At 56.3% G+C, this 18,764-nt stretch carries 20 protein-coding genes; 17 read left to right on the top strand and 3 right to left on the bottom strand.

Annotated elements, in window-relative coordinates:
- Positions 1-76: 76 nt before the first annotated feature.
- Together namA and ACP26L_RS32560 are read right to left on the bottom strand one after the other, a co-directional pair.
- On the bottom strand, positions 77-1,114 hold the full coding sequence (gene namA / locus ACP26L_RS32565; protein ID WP_426449751.1) for an NADPH dehydrogenase NamA: 1,038 nt from the start codon (positions 1,112-1,114) through the stop codon (positions 77-79).
- Between the two features lie 406 nt (positions 1,115-1,520).
- A complete protein-coding gene (locus tag ACP26L_RS32560; RefSeq protein WP_426449750.1) occupies positions 1,521-2,141 on the bottom strand; it encodes a hypothetical protein in 621 nt (206 codons plus the stop codon).
- 366 nt (positions 2,142-2,507) lie between these two features.
- On the opposite strand from ACP26L_RS32560, the gene ACP26L_RS32555 reads away from it, so the two are divergent.
- The 13 genes from ACP26L_RS32555 to ACP26L_RS32495 all read left to right on the top strand — a co-directional run bounded on the left by ACP26L_RS32555 (position 2,508) and on the right by ACP26L_RS32495 (position 12,015).
- On the top strand, positions 2,508-2,798 hold the full coding sequence (locus ACP26L_RS32555) for a YerC/YecD family TrpR-related protein (RefSeq protein ID WP_010494821.1): 291 nt from the start codon (positions 2,508-2,510) through the stop codon (positions 2,796-2,798).
- Between the two features lie 226 nt (positions 2,799-3,024).
- Positions 3,025-3,801, top strand: a complete 777-nt coding sequence (locus ACP26L_RS32550) for a sirohydrochlorin chelatase (RefSeq protein WP_426449749.1) — start codon at positions 3,025-3,027, stop codon at positions 3,799-3,801.
- 8 nt (positions 3,802-3,809) lie between these two features.
- Positions 3,810-4,835: a diacylglycerol kinase gene (locus ACP26L_RS32545; protein ID WP_426449748.1), complete on the top strand. Its 1,026-nt coding sequence runs from the start codon at positions 3,810-3,812 to the stop codon at positions 4,833-4,835.
- Positions 4,774-6,279: a 23S rRNA (uracil(1939)-C(5))-methyltransferase RlmD gene (gene rlmD / locus ACP26L_RS32540; protein ID WP_426449747.1), complete on the top strand. Its 1,506-nt coding sequence runs from the start codon at positions 4,774-4,776 to the stop codon at positions 6,277-6,279. Before ACP26L_RS32545 ends, rlmD begins: the two co-directional genes overlap by 62 nt.
- Positions 6,279-6,731, top strand: a complete 453-nt coding sequence (locus ACP26L_RS32535; RefSeq protein WP_426449746.1) for an NUDIX domain-containing protein — start codon at positions 6,279-6,281, stop codon at positions 6,729-6,731. Before rlmD ends, ACP26L_RS32535 begins: the two co-directional genes overlap by 1 nt.
- 33 nt (positions 6,732-6,764) lie before the next feature.
- Positions 6,765-7,217 carry a HEAT repeat domain-containing protein gene (locus ACP26L_RS32530; protein WP_426449745.1) on the top strand — a complete coding sequence of 151 codons (453 nt, stop codon included), beginning with the start codon at positions 6,765-6,767 and terminating at the stop codon, positions 7,215-7,217.
- A gap of 137 nt (positions 7,218-7,354) precedes the next feature.
- Positions 7,355-7,507: a DUF3934 family protein gene (locus ACP26L_RS32525; RefSeq protein ID WP_426455190.1), complete on the top strand. Its 153-nt coding sequence runs from the start codon at positions 7,355-7,357 to the stop codon at positions 7,505-7,507.
- A 27-nt stretch (positions 7,508-7,534) separates the two neighbouring features.
- Positions 7,535-7,822, top strand: a complete 288-nt coding sequence (locus tag ACP26L_RS32520; RefSeq protein WP_426455188.1) for a hypothetical protein — start codon at positions 7,535-7,537, stop codon at positions 7,820-7,822.
- A 197-nt stretch (positions 7,823-8,019) separates the two neighbouring features.
- Entirely contained in the window at positions 8,020-8,589 is a 570-nt protein-coding gene (locus ACP26L_RS32515; RefSeq protein ID WP_426449744.1) for an SF0329 family protein, read from the top strand.
- Between the two features lie 200 nt (positions 8,590-8,789).
- Positions 8,790-9,581: an SDR family NAD(P)-dependent oxidoreductase gene (locus tag ACP26L_RS32510; protein WP_426449743.1), complete on the top strand. Its 792-nt coding sequence runs from the start codon at positions 8,790-8,792 to the stop codon at positions 9,579-9,581.
- Positions 9,582-9,912: 331 nt separating this feature from the next.
- Positions 9,913-10,974, top strand: a complete 1,062-nt coding sequence (locus tag ACP26L_RS32505; RefSeq protein ID WP_426449742.1) for a suppressor of fused domain protein — start codon at positions 9,913-9,915, stop codon at positions 10,972-10,974.
- A gap of 30 nt (positions 10,975-11,004) precedes the next feature.
- Complete coding sequence (locus tag ACP26L_RS32500; RefSeq protein ID WP_426449741.1) at positions 11,005-11,493, top strand: hypothetical protein; 489 nt, start codon at positions 11,005-11,007, stop codon at positions 11,491-11,493.
- A gap of 150 nt (positions 11,494-11,643) precedes the next feature.
- Positions 11,644-12,015 carry a DUF7674 family protein gene (locus tag ACP26L_RS32495; RefSeq protein WP_426449740.1) on the top strand — a complete coding sequence of 124 codons (372 nt, stop codon included), beginning with the start codon at positions 11,644-11,646 and terminating at the stop codon, positions 12,013-12,015.
- A gap of 728 nt (positions 12,016-12,743) precedes the next feature.
- On the opposite strand, the gene ACP26L_RS32490 is transcribed toward ACP26L_RS32495, so the two are convergent.
- A complete protein-coding gene (locus ACP26L_RS32490) occupies positions 12,744-13,940 on the bottom strand; it encodes an MFS transporter (RefSeq protein ID WP_426449739.1) in 1,197 nt (398 codons plus the stop codon).
- A gap of 130 nt (positions 13,941-14,070) precedes the next feature.
- Between ACP26L_RS32490 and ACP26L_RS32485 the strand changes: the two genes are divergently transcribed.
- The 4 genes from ACP26L_RS32485 to ACP26L_RS32470 all read left to right on the top strand — a co-directional run bounded on the left by ACP26L_RS32485 (position 14,071) and on the right by ACP26L_RS32470 (position 18,222).
- Entirely contained in the window at positions 14,071-14,703 is a 633-nt protein-coding gene (locus tag ACP26L_RS32485) for a TetR/AcrR family transcriptional regulator (RefSeq protein WP_426449738.1), read from the top strand.
- 105 nt (positions 14,704-14,808) lie between these two features.
- Positions 14,809-15,750, top strand: coding sequence for a metallophosphoesterase family protein (locus ACP26L_RS32480; RefSeq protein WP_426449737.1), 942 nt, complete (start codon positions 14,809-14,811; stop codon positions 15,748-15,750).
- Between the two features lie 287 nt (positions 15,751-16,037).
- A complete protein-coding gene (locus tag ACP26L_RS32475; protein ID WP_426449736.1) occupies positions 16,038-16,655 on the top strand; it encodes a Fic family protein in 618 nt (205 codons plus the stop codon).
- A gap of 136 nt (positions 16,656-16,791) precedes the next feature.
- The gene (locus ACP26L_RS32470) at positions 16,792-18,222 is read left to right on the top strand and encodes a flagellin (protein WP_426449735.1); all 1,431 of its coding nucleotides are present in this window, start codon (positions 16,792-16,794) and stop codon (positions 18,220-18,222) included.
- Positions 18,223-18,764: the final 542 nt, after the last annotated feature.

Raw genomic sequence — 18,764 nt, 5'->3', positions numbered from 1 at the left:
ACTGCGTGCTGCAGCTTCCGGTCGGGGGAGTGCAAGGTCCCCCCTTGCCTGCGGACAGCTGCTGTCGTGCGGACGCTTACCAGCCCCGGCCGTACTGCTTCGGCCCTTCGATCTGTACGCCGAGCGCCTTGGCAGCCGTACGCGGCCAGAACGGATCACGGAGCAGCTCACGGCCGAGGAACACCAGGTCGGCGCGCTCGTTCTGCAGAATCTCTTCGGCCTGCTGCGCTTCGGTGATCAGGCCCACCGCCCCTGTGGCGATCCCGGCTTCACGGCGGAGCTTCTCCGCAAGCGGCACCTGGTAGCCCGGGTACGGCTTGATCGCCGCCGGCACAATGGCACCGGAGGAGCAGTCGACAAGGTCGACGCCCTGGTCCTTCATGAGGCGGGCGTAGTAAGCATAGTCATCCGGGGTATTGCCTTCCGGATGGTACTCGTTCGCGGAGACGCGGACGAACAGCGGGCCGTCCCAGACGGTCTTCACGCCGTCGATAATCTCACGGAGGAAGCGGTAGCGCTTGTCGCGGTCCCCGCCGTACCCGTCTTCACGGCGGTTGCTCAGCGGCGACAGGAACTCGTTGATGAGGTAGCCGTGGGCCCCGTGGATCTCGATGACGTCATAGCCGGCTTCCTTGGCCCGGCGTGCGGCCTGTACGAAAGCGTCGATCGACTCGGCGACACCTTGGGCGCTTAGCGCTTCGGGCGTACGCGAAGTCTCGTTGAACGGGATCGCCGACGGGGCGACGATCGCGCCCGGTACTTCGCTCTTGCGGCCGGCATGCGCGATCTGGATGCCGATCTTCGCGCCCTGGCCGTGAACGAGGCGGACGAGCTCGCGGTGGCCTTCCACATGCGCGTCGCTCCAGATGCCGAGGTCATGCACCGAGATGCGGCCCTGCGGGGTAACCGCAGAGGCCTCCACGATAAGCAGGCCGACCTGGCCTACCGCGCGGGCCGGGTAGTGAATTTTATGCCAATCCTGGACGAGGCCGGATTCATCCATGCACGAATACATGCACATCGGGGACATCACGATCCGGTTCTTCAGGGTAAGTCCTTTGATGGTAAACGGGGTAAACAGCATTGAATCCTCCACATCCTTTTCTTTGGTCATTAGGGTTAGTTCGGTAATTTGGTTAGTATGTAATATGAGGTGCCAAACTTACTTTAGTTTAGCAGAATGGGATCTCTATGGCAAAACAGAGGCCGGGTTTAGGTTCAACCAGCCTGTGGAACAATAGGAAGTATATACCGGTATGCTGTAAAGAGAAGAGAAGGCCCGTGCCGGGCAGGGGAGCTGCAGGGAGGAAGCCTTTCCTATAAGCAGGGGACGGGGATCTTCCGGCGGCCCCAGGCCCGGGAAGGGCCGCATGCAAGCATGGGGGACTGCCGAAGTGCCGTGCTTATCCACGCCGGCTGTACTGGATGCAGGCACTGACAAGTGGGCAGCCGGGAAGAACCCCCACGGTGAACAGCCGTACCGGCGTTACACCGGTAACGGCTCTCCTTAAACTTCGCTCCTAGCGCTTCGTGCTTTTGCGCCGCCGGCGTCCGCGGACGGCTCCCTTGCGCTTACGGCGCTTGCGGCGCGTGGAAGCGAGTCCGTCCCCATCGTCGGAATCCTCCGCGTCGCTTTTCTTGCCCTTGCCGAAGGAGCCGAGCAGCAGCTTGATCATCGGGGCCATCTGCGACACGCTCTTCACTACGGTCTGCATCTTGCCGAAGGTGCTGACGATCCCTTCGATGCCGCCCAGCCGGTCGACGATGTCCTTGACCTGGCCGATGTTGAAGGAGCCGGTGCCTCCACCGCCGCCGCCGCCGAGCAGGCCGGCCAGCCCGCCGCCGCCTGTGCCTTGGCCTCCGCCCCCGCCGCCGAACAGCCCGGCAAGGCCTCCGCCTCCGCCGCTCTGCGGTACGAGCGCCTGTGATGCCGGCAGCTGCCCGCCGAGGCCGGGATAGTCGGCTCCGCCGCCGAAGGGGACGCCTCCGCCGGTGAAGTCGCCGCCGGGCGCCGCGCCCTGCAGGAAGCTGCGGGTTTGGGCCCGCTGCAGGCCGGGGTACCGGCCGTCATAATAGGAGCGTCCCGCATGCCTTGCATCCCGCGCTCCGCCGTTGCCGATCGTTTGTCTCCGATAATTCATGGTTTCACAACCCTTTTTTTCATAGTCTTGTCGCATATTGAGGGGCTTCGTACTTTCCTCTGCAGTCGGTTTCCTTGTATACTGTATGTGATAGGCGAATGAACGGTATGGACTCCTGTCACGGGTGACAGGGATTTTTGCCCATCGGACGGTTTAGTCCGTCACCGCAGGAAAATTGCAACGTTTTGCCAACCTAAAGGAAGGAATCTCGTCCCGGTTGTCGAATATGTTCAAGATTGGAAGAAAATTTGTTCAGAATTTTGTTCAGAACGATGTTCACATTAATGTGGGAATACAGCGGCCTCTGCGTCCGTCCGGGCGGCAGAACGCGGCTTACTAGCAGACCATCAAGGGGTTGAAGGAACCATGCAACTGAAGAAGTTGAACGACAAGGCGATTGATCAGCTGTTCGAGGCGATCCTTACGCTGAAGGATATAGAAGAATGCTATGTATTTTTTGACGACCTGTGCACGGTGAACGAGATCCAATCGCTCTCCCAGCGGCTCGAGGTGGCCCGTATGCTCCGCAAGGGCAATACATACAACCAGATTGAAGCGGAGACGGGCGCCTCGACGGCGACGATCTCGCGCGTGAAGCGGTGCCTCAACTACGGCAATGACGGGTACAAAATGACGCTGGAGCGGCTCGGGCGGTAAAGACTGCTGATCAGCAAAGGCAGGTACATGAACGGAAGGCGGGGCGCTCTATTTCTCTGCAGAGGTGCGGGAGAGGGGCGCCCTGCACGGCGTTCCAAGGCGTGCGGACGCACCGCACCACCGTCCCGTCTCCCCGGCCGAGCGGGATTTTTGGCGTTGTCTTGGGCGGCGGTGCGGGACGGGCTGCAAGATTAGGCTGCCCGGAGGGTGTCAGGAGGGATACGGCGTGGTAAAATACGGTATATTAGTGATAAGTCACGGCTCCCGGAGCGCGGATTGGGTGCGCCTCGTCGACGAAGCGGTCGATGCGGTGCGGCTGCCGGCCGGGGTGCCGATCTATTCTTCCTTCCTCGAGATCGTGGAAGGGAGGCTCATCCAGGACGGGATCACCCATCTGGAGAGCCTCGGCTGCACGGACCTCGTCGTTGTGCCCCTGTTCGTCTCTTCGGGCAGCACGCACATTGACGAGATTTCATATGCCCTCGGCGTGAAGGATGCGCCGCTGCTGCCGACCGACATGGAACGCTTCGCGATCCGGGCGCGGGTGCACTTCGCCGATCCGATGGACGACGACGAGGAAGTGGCCGAGATTCTGCAGAGCAAGGTAAGCCCGCTGTCTGAGGATGCATCGCGGGAGATTCTGCTGCTCGTGGGCCATGGAAGCATTGAGAAGGGCTTCCACCTCCAGTGGCGGCGCGTGCTCGAAGGACTGGCATCACGGCTGAAGGCGCTCGGCGGCTATGCCGAAGCGGACTATGCGATGCTGCTGCCGGACCAGGTGCCGTTCAAGATGCGCCTGTGGCAGAAGCAGCGGCCGGACTGCCGCGTGATCGTGGCGCCGGTGTTCCTGAGCGAGGGTTATTTTACACGAGAAGTGATTCCTGAGCGGCTCAGCGGCTGGGAGTACCGGTACAACGGGGCGGCGATGCTGCCTCATCCGGGCATCTCCCGCTGGATTGAGCGACGGGCTGTAACCTATATCAACTTCGAAATGAACGGGTGAGAGATAGAATGGCAAAACGGGCAAGGCTGATCTACAATCCCTCCTCGGGGCGGGAGGAGATGCGCAAGCGGCTGCCGGACGTGCTGCAGCGCCTCGAGCGCGGGGGCCTCGAGACGAGCACGCATGCGACCATCGGCGAAGGGGACGCCACCCTGGCGGCGGCCGAAGCAATCGAGCGCGGCTTCGATATCATCATTGCGGCCGGCGGGGACGGCACATTGTATGAGGTCATCAACGGGATGGCCGAGAAAGATTACCGTCCGCCCCTCGGGATTATTCCGCTGGGGACGACGAATGATTTTGCCCGGGCCCTGAACATCCCCCGGAACTGGGACGCCGCCGTGGACGTGATCCTGAGGCAGCACGCGCGGGTGATCGACGTAGGCAAGGTGAACCAGCGGTACTTCATCAACATCGCGGGCGGCGGGTCGATGACCGAACTTACGTATGAGGTGCCGAGCAAGCTCAAGACGATGATCGGCCAGCTGGCCTATTATATGAAAGGGCTCGAGAAGCTGCCGCGCCTGCGGCCCATCGAGCTGTACATCAAGACCGCGGAGGTGGAGCTCCACGAGGAGGTTATGCTGTTCCTCATCTCGAACTCCAACTCCGTCGGCGGGTTCGAGCGCCTCGCGCCGGATGCGTCGCTGAGCGACGGCCTGTTCGACGTGCTCGTGCTGCGCAAGTGCAATCTCGCGGAATTCATCCGCGTCGTGACCCTGGCGCTGCGCGGCGAGCATCTCGCGGACCCGAACATCATCTACCTGCAGACGAAGCAGATCCAGGTCACGTCCCCGGACTACGTGCAGGTCAACCTGGACGGCGAGTTCGGCGGCACGCTGCCGTGCGTATTCACCAACCTGCCGCAGCACCTGCATATTTTTGTGGATGAAACCGGGCAGTCTACGTATAAGACCCCAGCGATCAACCTGATGAAGCTGCCTTGGAAAACGAAACCCGGAGTGGACGAAGATGACGAGATCGAAGAAGACGACAACGAGAACGAAAACAACCGATACAAAATCAAACCATAGACGGCCGGGACGCGCCGCCGGGACGGAAGACCTCAGCGGGCTGCCGGTCGCCAAGAATGAAGACTATACTGCCGATATCGTCGGTATCGGCCACGAGGGGGAAGGGGTAGGCCGTGTCAATGGCTATACCCTTTTTGTGCCTGGGGCGCTGCCGGGGGAGAAGGTGCGGGTCAAGGTCGTCAAGGTCAAAAAGCAGTACGGCTACGCCAAGCTGCTCGAGGTCCTGGAAGCGAGCCCGGACCGCATCGACGCCCCGTGCCCGATCTACAAGCAGTGCGGCGGCTGCCAGCTCCAGCACCTGAGCTACGAGGCCCAGATGCGCTGGAAGCGCCAGCTTGTCATCGACAACCTGACGCGCATCGGCAAGCTGCAGGTGGTAGGCGAGCGCGAGGAAGGCATCATTGTGCACCCGACGCTCGGCATGAGCGACCCTTGGCGCTACCGCAACAAGGCGCAGGTGCCGATCGGCCTCGCGGAGACCGAAGAGGGCGGCCTCGTCGGCGGCTTCTACGCCCAGGGCAGCCACCGGATCATCGACATGGAGGCCTGTCTCATCCAGCATGAGAACAACGACGCCGTCGTCGGTGCGGTGAAGAAGATCGCCCGCGAGCTCGGCATCCGCCCGTACAGCGAAGAGACCGGCCGCGGCCTGCTGCGCCACGTCATTGCCCGCTACGGGTTCAACACCGGCGAGATCATGGTCGTGCTCGTCACGAGCGGCCGCGACCTGCCGCATGCGGACGAGCTCACCGGCCTGATCCGCCGCGATGTGCCGGGTGTGACCAGCATCGTGCAGAACATCAACACCCGCGAGACCAACGTGATCTTCGGTGACGAGACGCGCACCCTCTGGGGCAGCGACGTCATCTACGATACGATCGGCGACATCCGCTTCGCCATCTCGGCCCGGTCCTTCTACCAGGTGAACCCGGTACAGACCGAGGTGCTCTACGGCAAGGCGCTCGAATACGCGGCGCTCACCGGCCGGGAGACCGTCATTGATGCCTACTGCGGCATCGGGACGATCTCGCTCTTCCTTGCGCAGAAGGCCGACCGGGTCTACGGCGTCGAGATCGTGCCGGAGGCCATCGAGGACGCGCAGGCGAACGCACGGCTGAACGGCATCCGCAACACGAGCTTCGAGGCCGGCCCGGCCGAGGTCGTCATCCCGGCGTGGCGCGCGAAGGGCATCGCCCCGGACGTTATCGTCGTCGACCCGCCGCGCAAGGGCTGCGATCCCGCGCTGCTGGAGACGATCCTCGCCATGCGCCCCGAGCGCGTGGTGTACGTCTCCTGTAACCCGTCGACGCTGGCCCGCGACCTGCGCGTGCTCGAGGACGGCGGCTTCCGCACCGTGCAGGTGCAGCCGGTGGACATGTTCCCGCACACGGTGCACGTGGAGAGCGTCGCGGTATTGGTCCGTGGGGAAGCGGGGGAGGCTTAATGGCGAAGACTCCTGCTCCTGCAGTTGAGGCTGCCGCGTCGGTTACTCCCCGAATGGGTGTAGGCGCCGCCATCGTCAATGAGAACCAGGAGATTCTCCTCGTGCTGCGCAATCGAGAGCCGGAGAAGGATACCTGGAGCATTCCCGGCGGCAAGCTCGACACCTATGAACGGCTGGAGGACTGTGTCGTCCGGGAGATCAAGGAAGAAGTGAATCTCGATATCCAGGTGAGAGGCCTGCTCTGCATGGCCGAGACGATCCGGCCCGAGCGGGACGAGCACTGGGTGTCGGCCCTCTACGAAGCTGAGATCCTAGGCGGCGAGCTGCGCAACATGGAGGAGGGCGGCGCCATCGGCGACATCCGCTGGTTCCCTCTCGATGCGCTTCCGGCGAACCTGGCCTGTTTTACCGTCCCGGCGATCGAGCAGCTGCTTAACCAGATGAATCGTTAACCATACCAACCAACCCAAAGGAGACTGAATCCATTGAGTAACCAGGAAGTGCAGTACGAACTGCCCGAGAATTATGATGAACTGAAGAAAGCCGCCAACCGCACGTCGAACTGGAGAGAGCGCCTCGCCGCAGTGGAGGAGCTGGGCAAGTACAACACCGACCAGACGATTAACGTGCTGAAGCATGTCCTGCGGGGCGATGCCGTGTTCCCGGTACAGGAAGCGGCGTTCCGCAAGCTGAGAGCGTTCGGCGAAGACGTCAAGCTGCCGCCGCGCAAGAAGGGCGAGCTTGTGAAGGGCGCGAACAAAGTGTTCCTGCGCCTGAAGAAGAGCCTGCCGGAAGGCCATACGTATGAGGAGTTCAAGGAGAAGCTGCAGAAGACCCGCACCGATGTCTACGACACCTACGAGGGCGAGAAGGGCGAGGAATTCGACGCCTGGCTCCAAGGCGAGTGGGCCGGCCTGGTGACGACGAAGCAGCAGTAAGTCAGGAGCAAGCGTTACGCTGCAGCATCTTGGCAGGGGTCAAGGGCAAGGAGCGGGAGGGCTGCGTCAATCGGCAGGTTGGCCGGCCCAGGACTCTTAGAAGTAACCTACCCAGCATATACTATGGAGTGATGAACCTGAGTAAAGCAAAAGGCAAGGGCGGCACAGGCCGGGGCACCGACAAGAAGGGCTGGAACCGCTGGCAGGCAGGCGCCAACCGGCTCAAGAGCAGACCGAAGCCGTACAAGAGCAAGGGCACCAAGAACCCGGACAGCAAAATAAATGAATGAGGTGGTCATTTGAGAAAGCAAAAGCCAATGTCGTTCGACGATCTGCTGAAGGAACTGCAAGGACAGAAGACCGTAGAGGAAGACCCGAATCACGTTTCCCTGGATAAACTGTTCAACGAATCGTTCATGAGCAAGCACTCCAGCTTCAAGAGCTTCGCGGAGTTCCTCGAGAAAGGCAACTTCCAGGCGCAGACGCATGAGGAGATTAACAACCTGCATGGGGAGCTGTTCGACCGGCATGTGAACCGGGAGACGGGGTTCGACAGCTGGCAGGCGATGCTGGATGCAGCGAAGAAGGCGTATGAGGGGAAGTAATAGGGAGAGCATGATGCCCAAACGGGGATGATGTTTCCTTTTTACGGCACAGGTGGAGTGTGTATTGCTGATGGAATGGAGGGGCCGGCCTAAGTAGGCTGCGCCCCTTATTTTAATGGGGTTTGTAACTTGTAACTGAAAAGAAAGCCTGACAGCCGCAAATACGGGCAGCAGGCTTTGAGAACATAGGAGAATATATGTCCTGGAGCAAATTGAAGCAAAATCTGGAGGGTTTCCTCTGTCCTGCGTTATATGGAAGAGTAGAATACCGGGCAACTGGTTACCGTTATTTGCCTGATAAATCTGGAATTTGTTATATTGCCGTAGATAAAAAGAACGTACTCAATATGAGTGATATAACTAACTCAATCAGATGGTATCAGACGGAGCAGGAAATTAAGAATGATCCGGATATCCAAATTCCTATCAACCATGAAGAAATTGAAGAGGTCAGAAAAGATACCAAGGGAGTCGTTCCGGAGGATCGTCTAATCGTAATTGCAAGAAGTAGAAAAATATCAGAGTGTGCAAAGGAGCTTATGTCAGCACAGGCCTCATTAAGCAAATCAAATTTTATCGTTGCAGCCAATAAGTTTTTGTCTATTTCTATAGAGGAAAGCTTAGAGAGTAATGATATCTTATTGAATATTCTAGCTTTAGTGGACAGACGAGTTGGAAAAAAGCGAATAGTAAACATGGCCGAGAAGATGAAGGTAAAGCATCCAGCTGTGCAGTATTTTTATGAACTACGGCGTAGTACGTTATGAAAATAGATAAATAAATCTCACTGAACACTCGACACAGGTGGAGTGCGTATAATGGATGGAATGGAGGGGCGAGCCTAAATAGGCTACGCCCCTTGTTTAGTGGGTTTCTTGGTTTTCCGAATGAACAGACGGCATCGGGGCGAGAATGATAGTACAGCTGCGGTGAATATGATAGATCGCTGGAAAGGCGGAAGAATAAGATGACTCAAAAAACATTAAGCGGAGTGTATGCCTTGGTTAGCGGAGCCTCAAGCGGACTGGGCTATGCCATGTCGGAGGCTTTGCTGGAGGCCGGAGCTTCCGTTGCGTTAGCCTCCCGAAAAGGGGCGCTGCTCGAACAAGCGGCAGCCGGTTTTCAGAAGCGAGGCTTCGACGCACACGCCCTGCCGATGGATGTCCGTTCCGAGGAATCCGTGAATCAGGCCGTTGAATGGGTAGACAGGGTATGGGGCCGGCTCGATGTATTGGTCAACAATGCCGGAATCGGGATGAGGACGGTGAACCCTGAATTTTTGACTGATCCTCAGCCCTTTTACCAGGTTACGCCGGAAGGATTCCGCGAATTGATAGATACCAACTTAACCGGATACTTTCTTGTGGCGAGAGGCTTCGCCCCCATGATGGTAGGTCGGGGCAAAGGAAGGATTATAAATATTTCGATGAACCACGAAACGATGAAACGAAAAGGATTCGTTCCGTACGGCCCGTCCCGGGCCGCTACCGAGTCTCTCTCATACATTATGGCCGAAGACCTCAAAGATCATGGAGTGACCGTAAATATGCTGCTCCCGGGCGGAGCGACCGTGACCGGAATGATTCCCGATGAGTTCAGGGAAAAAAACGAATCGAATGCATCCCTGCTGAACCCGCGGATCATGGCGGAACCGATTGTTTACCTTGCCTCGAAAGAGGCGGAGGGAATTACCGGTCAGCGCATTGTTGCCACCGAATTTCATAAATGGCTTGCCGCCCGTTGCGAATCTCCACTATAATTTTGGAAATCCGTTGTTAGCCCCCTGTATTTACGTCAATATTAAGCACTCGACATATGTGGAGTGCTCTTCACTATTAGTTTAGAACGGAAATAGCGGCTGAGAAGTTAATGTGGGATTGCCCTCTCTTCACTGAGAGGGTATTTTTGTTTTTATTCGGAGCGGGAGCAGGTGCTTAAAGATTAGTCGGGGGTGGTTTAGCGGAAAATAATGAGTTGCCATCATCCACCCGGGTGATGGCTCTTTCCTTATAAAATGAAAGTCCAATAAAAGGAAGAATAGATTCGCTTTTGATATAATAGGGATATTGCATCTATGGGGAGGAACAACGATGAGTGAAGAAGCAAAATCTCACGGCTGGGACGCCATTGACCAGGCGATGTCCAAGCTCTACGGAGATCAGGAAGAGAAGCATTACGGAACGATGATTCCATATAGTCTGGGAGGTCCCGATCCGCTCGACGGCATCAGCGCCTACAAGGCGGAGCAGCCTCTGCCTCATTGGCATATCGTGACATACGGATTTTCGGAGTTATACGAAAAGGAATCGGACGATGCCGAGCACAGCGGCTACGGATTTGAATTGACCATGCGGCTTAAGCGCGAGGAAACAGAGGAGGAGCCTCCGGGCTGGGCGCTGAATCTGCTGCAGAATATGGGCAGATATGTGTTCCGCAGCGGGAATATCTTCCGGTCGGGTGATTACCTGGACGCGAACGGTCCGATCTGCCTTGGGTCGGATACGAAGCTGACGGCGCTGGCTTTCGTCGAGGATCCCGAGCTTCCGGTTATGGACACGCCGAACGGACAGGTACAGTTCCTGCAGATGGTCGGCATCACGGGCGACGAACTCGAAGCGATGCAGACGTGGAATACACTCGGCGTGCTGGAGACTTGTGAGGAACACATGCCGCTCTACATCACGGACTTGGAGCGGGACTCCTTCCTGCAAAGGCTGGCGATCGCCGAGGCGGTGCAAAGAGGAATGGAAAGAGACGGGTCCAGCACCGGCTTCTTATATGTGGATCAGTTGGGCTGGGAGCCGGCCAAGAAGCGTCTGCTCGGCAGAACTCCGGCTGTGGTCAGGCTGGGCGCCAAGCAGGCAGGGATCGTCGGCAAGATGCTGGCTGGCCGCATTTTGAAAGGAAAATCGCTGTATATGTCCGGGCCGGACATTCAGGTCGTTTGGGAACCGGGGGAGAAGCCGGGCTTCGAGGAAGAGGAGGACGAGATTCGGATCAAGCTCGACGAAGCGAGCGCCGCCGAACTGTCCGGGAAGCTGCAGCCGAAGGAAGGCGTGATTGCGCTGTCTTCCTTCAAAGGGATGACCCTGCACATCGTTCCCACCCATATTAAAGACCAGGACGGCAATATCGTATCGACGATCGGCTAACCGCGGATACCGTATAATAAGGAGCAGAACATGAGTCATTATCCTACTGATATTGAAGAATTTCATAATGTCCTCCTGGGGCTGAAAGGCATAACGGGAATCGAAAGCGGAGTCGAGAACCTCGAGCCGATCGATACGGAGATGCTGGGGTACAGCGCGTGCGCCCATCTTCCCCATGCCGCTCTGCTGCGCACGGGAGGCGGGCTGGAGCAGGAGGTGCTGATCCAGTTTGAGATCGCCTTCGACTATTCGCCGGAAAGTCTGCAATCCGTGGAGTTTCTGGCCTGGTGGGTGAGGGACTGTGCGCGGAGCGGGACGAAGGTCCAGCTCAGGCCCTTCGCTCTTCCACCGGAGACTCCCCTCGGGAGACAGCTGGGCACGACGCTGAAGTGGCATATGGACCTCTTCGTCGATGGCGTCGAAGAGAGCCTGGAGCCGGCCTTGGAAGAGGTTCGACGGCTTCGTCATTCGCTGGAGACAGCGATCCGGCTGTATGGTATTCCGCTGAAGGATCGGTAGGGAGGGGCGCAGCTAAGAGAACAATGGACAGGGCGTCTGAACGGCCCATGGATTCCTCTGGGATGTGGAGTGAAGACGAAATGCGAAGAGGAGATGCATCGGGCATCTCCTTTTCCTGTGTTTGAACCCGACCGCAAGGAGCTGGTGGTTATGAATAAAAAAACGGAAGAATTCTTTAAAAAAATGTTGCATTTTTTTCCGTCAACTGAAGCTGCTTATAAAGAATCAATAGCAACTTACGGTGAGGTGCTAGAAACCATTATAGTTGAGAACATCTTCATGCCTGAAATAATTAAACTGTTAAAAGAGGAAAAAAATATCAACTTATTAGAAAGTATTTTCAAATACTTTGATGAAGTATCTAATGACAAAGATGCTCATTTAATGAATCTTTTTTCAGTTACGGTTTTGGAGGTACTTGGAAATGATAGATCGATTCTAGAGACTGCACGGAAATACATGGGGACTAAAGCTATAGAACTGCAAATACAAGCTGATAGAGATATAGGTAGGAGAGTCTAGTCAGCACAGACTCATAAGACTTTCATTGACCTTGGGGCGGCAATCCTCAAGGTCTTTCTTTTACCCCCACCTAGTCACGATTGAAGCGGGCGGTCTTGTCTAATCGAACTTTACCCTCATCATCCTCGTAAGATCTTCTACTAATACGCCTGTACGCACATTGAAAAATATAACCTCTTTACCACAATCCTCTGGCTCCGCAAAAAAGGCATCTGATCAAATGCTTTTTCAATAAAGCGCCGATTAGCCACAGGCTATGATAAATTAGCCTGTACGTTTAGGGTCCTTTTGATCCTAGCCTCGATTATGGTGTGGCTTGCATAGGTTTGCATACAGGCCCTAGTCCGCTGGTAATCGTGCAGCAATTCGTATTTCTCTTTGCACATGAGCTGTTTCATTTGGGCTTTGTATCTGCGCTGCAGCAGTTCTCTTGCACCCTTGCACTCTTTGGAATAATGGACACTTTTGATTCCCTTGCGTACCTCCCTGAGCTTCTCCCGCCTTGGGTCCTTGTGCTTCTTGGAAGGTACTTCTTGATCGAACATCTTCATCCCCGCTGCGCCGGGTCAGATTATGGCCTGTGGCCATGGACAGCGGCGCGGCTAATAGAAGAAGACCTTGGGATTGAACATACTCTCCTCTCCCATATGCCAGAGTTGGATTTATTTTGCCATGTAATTACCATTAGTCTCCACTTTGTCGGGGTGTTGTTTGCCTCCATCTACTGCCTAGCTGCGCTCCGCCACGGCCGCCGGATTGCCGGCCACCGGAGCATAGAGCTGGCGCTTGGCGTACAGGATGCCGAGCCCCATCATCAAGGCGGCCGCACCGAACAGCAGCAGGCTCCCGCCCCGCGGATAGAGAAGGCTGCCGATCATCGGTGCTGCGGCCATCCCTAGGTAGCGCACGAAGTTGTACACCCCGATGGCGGTCGCCCGCTCCTGTACGAATTCTCCGGCGAGCAGCGTGGGAGGGACGGACATGGTGAGACCCGCCGTGAAGCCGACAATGGCGAGGGAGACAAGCAGCCCCACGAGTGAATACTCGGCTGCCAGCATGAACAGCAGGAGGCTGAGCAGAGCGAGGGAGAAGGTGAGCAGGATGCTTTTGACGGAGCCAAGCTTCGCTTGGATGCCTCCGCTGATCTTGCTGCCGATGAAGCTGAAGGTCATGAGCATCAGGAACACCGACCCGATTTGTTTGGCATCCAGTTCATAGCGGTGGGTGAGCAGGTCAGGCAGAAACACGATGAAGCAGTAGAACATGTAGTACAGGATAAAACCCAGCAAAAGGACGGCCCCACCGGTCCGGGAACCGAAGATCCGGAGAAACGAGCGGGGACTGAAGCGGGTTCCACCGCCGGCTTGGGCCGGCTTGGTTTCGGGGAGAATCACCAGGGCAGCCGCCAGCATGAGAGCAGCCATGACGGTCAAAAAGCCGAAGGCCCCGGCATACCCGGCCGCACTGCCGATCACCCCACCGATGAGCGGCCCAACCGCAGGGGCGAGGCCGAGGATCATCTGGTAGGTGGCCATGGATCGGGCGCGCTCCTTGTCCTGGAACAAGTCGCCGATCATGGTGGCGGCTACCAGAGGCACGGCGGCGGCGCCGATGCCCTGCAGGACGCGGCACAAGAGGAGCATGGAGATCGAGCCGGACAAGCTGCAGCCGAGGGAAGCGAGGGCATAGAGCGCCATGCAGGGCAGCAGGACGGCCCTTCGCCCTTTAGCGTCAATCACGGGGCCGAAGACCACCTGCATCACGGCGAGGGCGATGGTAAAGAACGACACGGACAGATTGACGAGGTACATCGACGTGTGCAGGTCCTGCTGCAGCTGGGGGAGAAGAGGGACATACAGGTTCTGGGCGAGCGAGACGACCGCTGCACTGAAGCCAAGCACATACAGAATGAGACGGGACTTCATTCTACACCATCCTTTGCACGTTTATTGACTGACAGTCAGTCAGTTAATAACTGGATTATATTTTATTGACTGACAGTCAGTCAATAATTATATTTAGCTGTATAGACATTAACATTAGGGGGAGCCGGACATGCCACGGATCGCGAAGGACCCGCAGGAGCGGCGCAATGAGATTTTGGATGCGGCGATGGAGTTATTCCATACGAAGGGCTATGAGAACACATCGGTCAGCGATATCGTCAAAAAGGTCGGCGTCGCGCAGGGCACCTTTTATTACTATTTCCGCTCCAAGGAAGAGATCGCTTCAGCCGCACATGAGCGTTCCTTAGCCTCGCGGCTGGATTTTGTGAAGAAGGTGGTGGAGGATCCGCAGCTTCCGGCCGTGGATAAACTGAGGAAGGTGCTGCTGGAAGGATTCCCGGCGCCTCCGACAGATCAGGCGATTCTGGACTACTTGCACGCCGACGGCAACAGCGTCCTGCATCAGCAGTGGCTGGTCGCCAAGATTACGGCCTTCACCCCGTACCTGACAGCGATCGTACGGCAGGGGATGGAGGAAGGCGTATTCCAGCTCGAGCAGCCTGCAGAGGTGACGGAGTTTCTGCTCGTAGGGATCTCGTTCTTGTTCGACCGCGGGATCTTCGGGTGGTCGGAAGAAGAGCTCGAGAATAAACTGCGGGCGCTGGAGGGGATCATCGACCGGCTGCTGGGAGGGAAGCAGATTATTTCGGCGGATGAACTGCTTGGGATCAACAAGAGGTAGAGGACTGCAGCGGCATCCGGAACTATAAAATACCATATAGGATTCTATCCCAATCGAATGTATATTTATGGTATTCCCTTTGAGAGTCTGGAGGCTGCTGCCCATATGTCTTCATTACGGTTTCGCGAGGATGGAACATTCAAGATTGTTCAATTGACCGACCTGCATTGGAAGAACGGAGAGGAAGAGGACCGGCGTACTTATTCGTTGATGCAGAGTATACTGGAAGCCGAGGCACCGGACCTGGTGATGTTTACGGGCGATGTGATTGAAAGCGGGAAGTGCCTGGACCCGTTCCAATCGTACCGGGACGCGGTGAAGGTGGCCGATGAGTTCGGTCTGCCTTGGTCGGCTGTGTTCGGGAACCACGATGCGGAGCACGGTATCACCAAGGAAGAGATGATCCGTGTGCAGCAGGAGAGTCCGAACTGTCTGACGCAGGCGGGCCCCGAGGAGCTTGACGGTCATGGCAACTACGTGCTGGAGGTCCAATCCCGTGCTGGTACGGAGACTGCAGCGCTCCTGTACTGCATGGACTCGGGCGAATATACCGATCATTCGATAGGCGGCTATGACTGGATTCGTCCCGCACAGATCAACTGGTACATAGAGCATTCCACCCGGTATACGAAGGAGAACGGCGGGGTTCCGGTGCCCTCGCTGGCGTTCTTTCACATACCGCTGCCGGAGTACGATGAGCTGTGGAGGTACCACACCTGCCACGGTCATAACTATGAGGGGATAGGCGGTCCCAAAGTGAATTCGGGGATGTTCGCTTCCTTCCTGCGGATGGGAGACGTGCGAGGCGTCTTCGTCGGGCATGATCACGTCAACGACTTCTGGGGAGAGCTGCACGGCATCCGGCTCTGTTACGGAAGGGCGACCGGCTACAACACCTACGGCCGGGAGGGCTTCCCGAGAGGGGCACGCGTGATCCAGCTGGCGGAGAACGAGCCGGGCTTCCAATCGTGGCTTCGGTTGGATGACGGCAGCAAGGTCAGCGAACAGCCTGTGCATCCGCCGGAGCAGGTGTGGAAGCGGGTGTAGGGAGAGCACGTGGCCGGGGCGAAGGGATTCGTTCCGGTTTCTTTTTGATTTGGCGCGTTTCAGTGTAAGAGCGAGGAGATACCTTTGGGAAGTGACCTTTATGCGAAGCGTAACGGAGTCCCAAGGTACGCCTGAACGTCGTCTGGCAGGAAGGAGGGGGAATAATGAATTTGGAGCAGGTCCGTATTTTGAAGAATGAGCTCGATGCATGAAGTCCTTTACCCGCCGCGGCTCTTAGCAATTTAAATGAGGTCGATCGTGTCGAATGGACCTTTCATTCCTGTGCAATGGAAGGCAATACGCTGACTTTGTTGGAAACCAAACTCGTCTTGGAAGAAGGTTTGACGATCGGTGGAAAAAAGCTGCGGGAGCATTTTGAGGTCATCAACCATTCCGAGGCTATAGGTTACGTTCAAGATTTGGTACAGCGGGATATGGAGCTAACGGAATACGTCATTAAATCGCTTCATCATCTGATTCTTAAAAATATAGATGACGAAAATGCGGGCCGCTACCGGATGGTGAACGTGAGAATATCAGGTTCCCAACATACGCCCCCTCACTTTACCGTTGTTCCCGAAGGGATGGAGCAGCTGGTGCGGTGGTATCAAGAGCAAAAAGATCGTCTGCATCCGGTAGAACTGGCTGCGGAGTTCCATTTTAAATTCGTGTATCTTCATCCCTTCTCCGATGGCAATGGACGGACGTCTCGCCTGCTGATGAACTTAATTCTCATGAAGCACGGGTATCCGCCTGCCATTGTAAAGGCCGCCGCTGAAGCGCGGTTGAAATACTATGAAACGTTGGAGGAAGCAAGCATGACCGGGCACCTGAAGCCCTTCCATGCATTGATTCAGGAATGCGTAGGGGAGAGTCTGCAGCGGTATATAGCGGCGGTGAAATAACAAGAAGGTTGCCTGCGGCAGGCAGCCTTTTTTCTTTTGGACTTTCACACACTGTCCAGGAATTTCTAAAGATTTCTTCAGTCTATCAAGGATTAGGGGGCTGCAGCCGATAAAATGGTAGAAGGTGGCGATATACTTGAGAATCAATCATAATGCTGCCGGCTTGGCAGCCTACAATAGAGGACAGTTCAACAGCAAAGCGGTAGGGATCGCAGCCCAGAGGCTGTCATCGGGATTACGAATTAATACGGCGGCAGACGATGTCGGCGGGCTGGGTATTTCGGAGAAAATGAGAGGGCAGATCCGTGGTTTGGAGCAAGCTCAGCGGAATATACAGGATGGAATCTCCATGATTCAGACGGCGGAGAATGGGCTTGCTCAAATCCTCAATCCGAATCTGCAGCGCCTCAGAGAGCTGGCGGTGCAGGCGGCGAATGGGACACTGAGCAGTGCGGACCGGCAGGCCATCCAGCTTGAAGTGAATCAGGTACTGGCAAGTATCGACGATATCGCGAATAACACGGAGTTCAACAGCCAGAAGGTGCTAAGGCCTTCTGTGGACCGTACACCGCCTAACCCGAATGGGAAGGTGGATATTGTGTTTGTCGTGGATAACAGTGGAAGTATGGCCTCTATTCAAACATCCGTAGCCCAAAACATCAGCAGCTTCATCGACAGCATCAGCGGCCGGGGCGTTACGGATATCCGAATGGGGGTCTTAGAGTATACCGATTCGGATTTCCTAAAAAGCAACTTCGGAGGCAATTGGACCAGTGACAAAGACGTGGTCTCGAGCGAGCTAATTAGAATGGCAGCGACGAACCGCGGGGGCACAGAGGACGCGATGCATGCGCTGAATATCGTCGCGGATCAGTATGATTTTCGGGAGAACGAGGACGGACTGCAGGCGAAGCATATTATCTTCCTGACAAACGAAGATGCGGATGACGATTACCTTGCTGCATCTACTCTCGCCAATCTGCAGTCCAAAGGGATCCAAGTACATGGCGTATACAACAAACAGGATCCGGATATCGGCGAATTCGATGCTATTACCGGTGCGACGAACGGGAAGTCGGTAGACCTTGCAAGCCCTTCATGGGGATTGGAACTCAGCACGGTCATCGGCAGGGCAATTGGACTATCGGGTTCGGGTTCGGAAGGAGATACGATGCCTACGCTGCATTTTCAGACCGGAGCGAACACGGGGGATGAGTTTACTTTGGAGCTATTCGATGCCAGGACCCGCAAGCTGGGGTTGGCCGATCTGTCGGTGGAGACAGCCGCAAAAGCTAACGAGGCCATCGGAAAGATTGATGCTGCCATGACTGAGGTATCGTCCCACCGCTCCCGTTACGGAGTTTACCAGAATGCGCTTGAGCACATGAACAATAACGTGTCCAATTACAGCATCAACCTGGCGGCTACCGAGTCACGGATTCGTGACGTGGACGTATCCAAGGAAGCAGCAATGTTAACGAATAAGAAGCTTCTGCTTGAATCCTCCAATGCTATGATCGCCAAGGCGAATGAGATGCTGCAGGCAGGAATCGAGTTTCTGAAGTAAACACTACGAATCTTTCATGAGGTTGAATTGAACAATGGAGTTCCAAGGGGCAGTAGTCCTGAACGCGACCGCTGGTGTTTAGGGGATTGGCTGTCAGGGTTTATATTGTCGGGCCGCGTTGCTGTACTACACCTTTCTGAGGTGGCTGCCCGACTTGCGAGAGGATGCGATGAACTAAGCGGAGGCAGGACGGAGGTTGAGTCAATCCAGGAGACACCGCCACGGTGCATAGAAAGTGAGAGACTCCGGACATGGCCAATGAGGCGGTCCGTTTTTTGTTACCTGCTTGGGCCATTCATGTCACTTCATCCCAGACATACCGTAGCCCCCCCTTCACTTAACACTTTCGTAAAAAAATCAACAAAAATAAAAAGGAATTACATTTCGTTTTGGACAACGAGCGGCTATGATTAGGTTACAGCACATTTGTAAGCGCTTAATCCAATCGCAGCGATACGGAAAGGAGTGGTTTATCCAGACGGACGATCGATGAATCGGCGTCACGGCAGAGGGAGGAAGGATCCTCAGACATCCCGCATGTT

It is taken from the genome of Paenibacillus sp. S-38 (assembly GCF_049942825.1).
Classification (GTDB): Bacteria; Bacillota; Bacilli; order Paenibacillales; family NBRC-103111; genus Paenibacillus_G.
This window is presented reverse-complemented; position numbering and strand designations above follow the sequence as displayed.

Coding starts and splice junctions, on each gene's coding strand:
- namA (WP_426449751.1), bottom strand. CDS start 1,114: ATGACCAAAGAAAAGGATGTGGAGGATTCAATGCTGTTTACCCCGTTT.
- ACP26L_RS32560 (WP_426449750.1), bottom strand. CDS start 2,141: ATGAATTATCGGAGACAAACGATCGGCAACGGCGGAGCGCGGGATGCA.
- ACP26L_RS32555 (WP_010494821.1), top strand. CDS start 2,508: ATGCAACTGAAGAAGTTGAACGACAAGGCGATTGATCAGCTGTTCGAG.
- ACP26L_RS32545 (WP_426449748.1), top strand. CDS start 3,810: ATGGCAAAACGGGCAAGGCTGATCTACAATCCCTCCTCGGGGCGGGAG.
- rlmD (WP_426449747.1), top strand. CDS start 4,774: ATGACGAGATCGAAGAAGACGACAACGAGAACGAAAACAACCGATACA.
- ACP26L_RS32535 (WP_426449746.1), top strand. CDS start 6,279: ATGGCGAAGACTCCTGCTCCTGCAGTTGAGGCTGCCGCGTCGGTTACT.
- ACP26L_RS32520 (WP_426455188.1), top strand. CDS start 7,535: ATGTCGTTCGACGATCTGCTGAAGGAACTGCAAGGACAGAAGACCGTA.
- ACP26L_RS32515 (WP_426449744.1), top strand. CDS start 8,020: ATGTCCTGGAGCAAATTGAAGCAAAATCTGGAGGGTTTCCTCTGTCCT.
- ACP26L_RS32510 (WP_426449743.1), top strand. CDS start 8,790: ATGACTCAAAAAACATTAAGCGGAGTGTATGCCTTGGTTAGCGGAGCC.
- ACP26L_RS32505 (WP_426449742.1), top strand. CDS start 9,913: ATGAGTGAAGAAGCAAAATCTCACGGCTGGGACGCCATTGACCAGGCG.
- ACP26L_RS32500 (WP_426449741.1), top strand. CDS start 11,005: ATGAGTCATTATCCTACTGATATTGAAGAATTTCATAATGTCCTCCTG.
- ACP26L_RS32495 (WP_426449740.1), top strand. CDS start 11,644: ATGAATAAAAAAACGGAAGAATTCTTTAAAAAAATGTTGCATTTTTTT.
- ACP26L_RS32490 (WP_426449739.1), bottom strand. CDS start 13,940: ATGAAGTCCCGTCTCATTCTGTATGTGCTTGGCTTCAGTGCAGCGGTC.
- ACP26L_RS32485 (WP_426449738.1), top strand. CDS start 14,071: ATGCCACGGATCGCGAAGGACCCGCAGGAGCGGCGCAATGAGATTTTG.
- ACP26L_RS32480 (WP_426449737.1), top strand. CDS start 14,809: ATGTCTTCATTACGGTTTCGCGAGGATGGAACATTCAAGATTGTTCAA.
- ACP26L_RS32475 (WP_426449736.1), top strand. CDS start 16,038: ATGGAAGGCAATACGCTGACTTTGTTGGAAACCAAACTCGTCTTGGAA.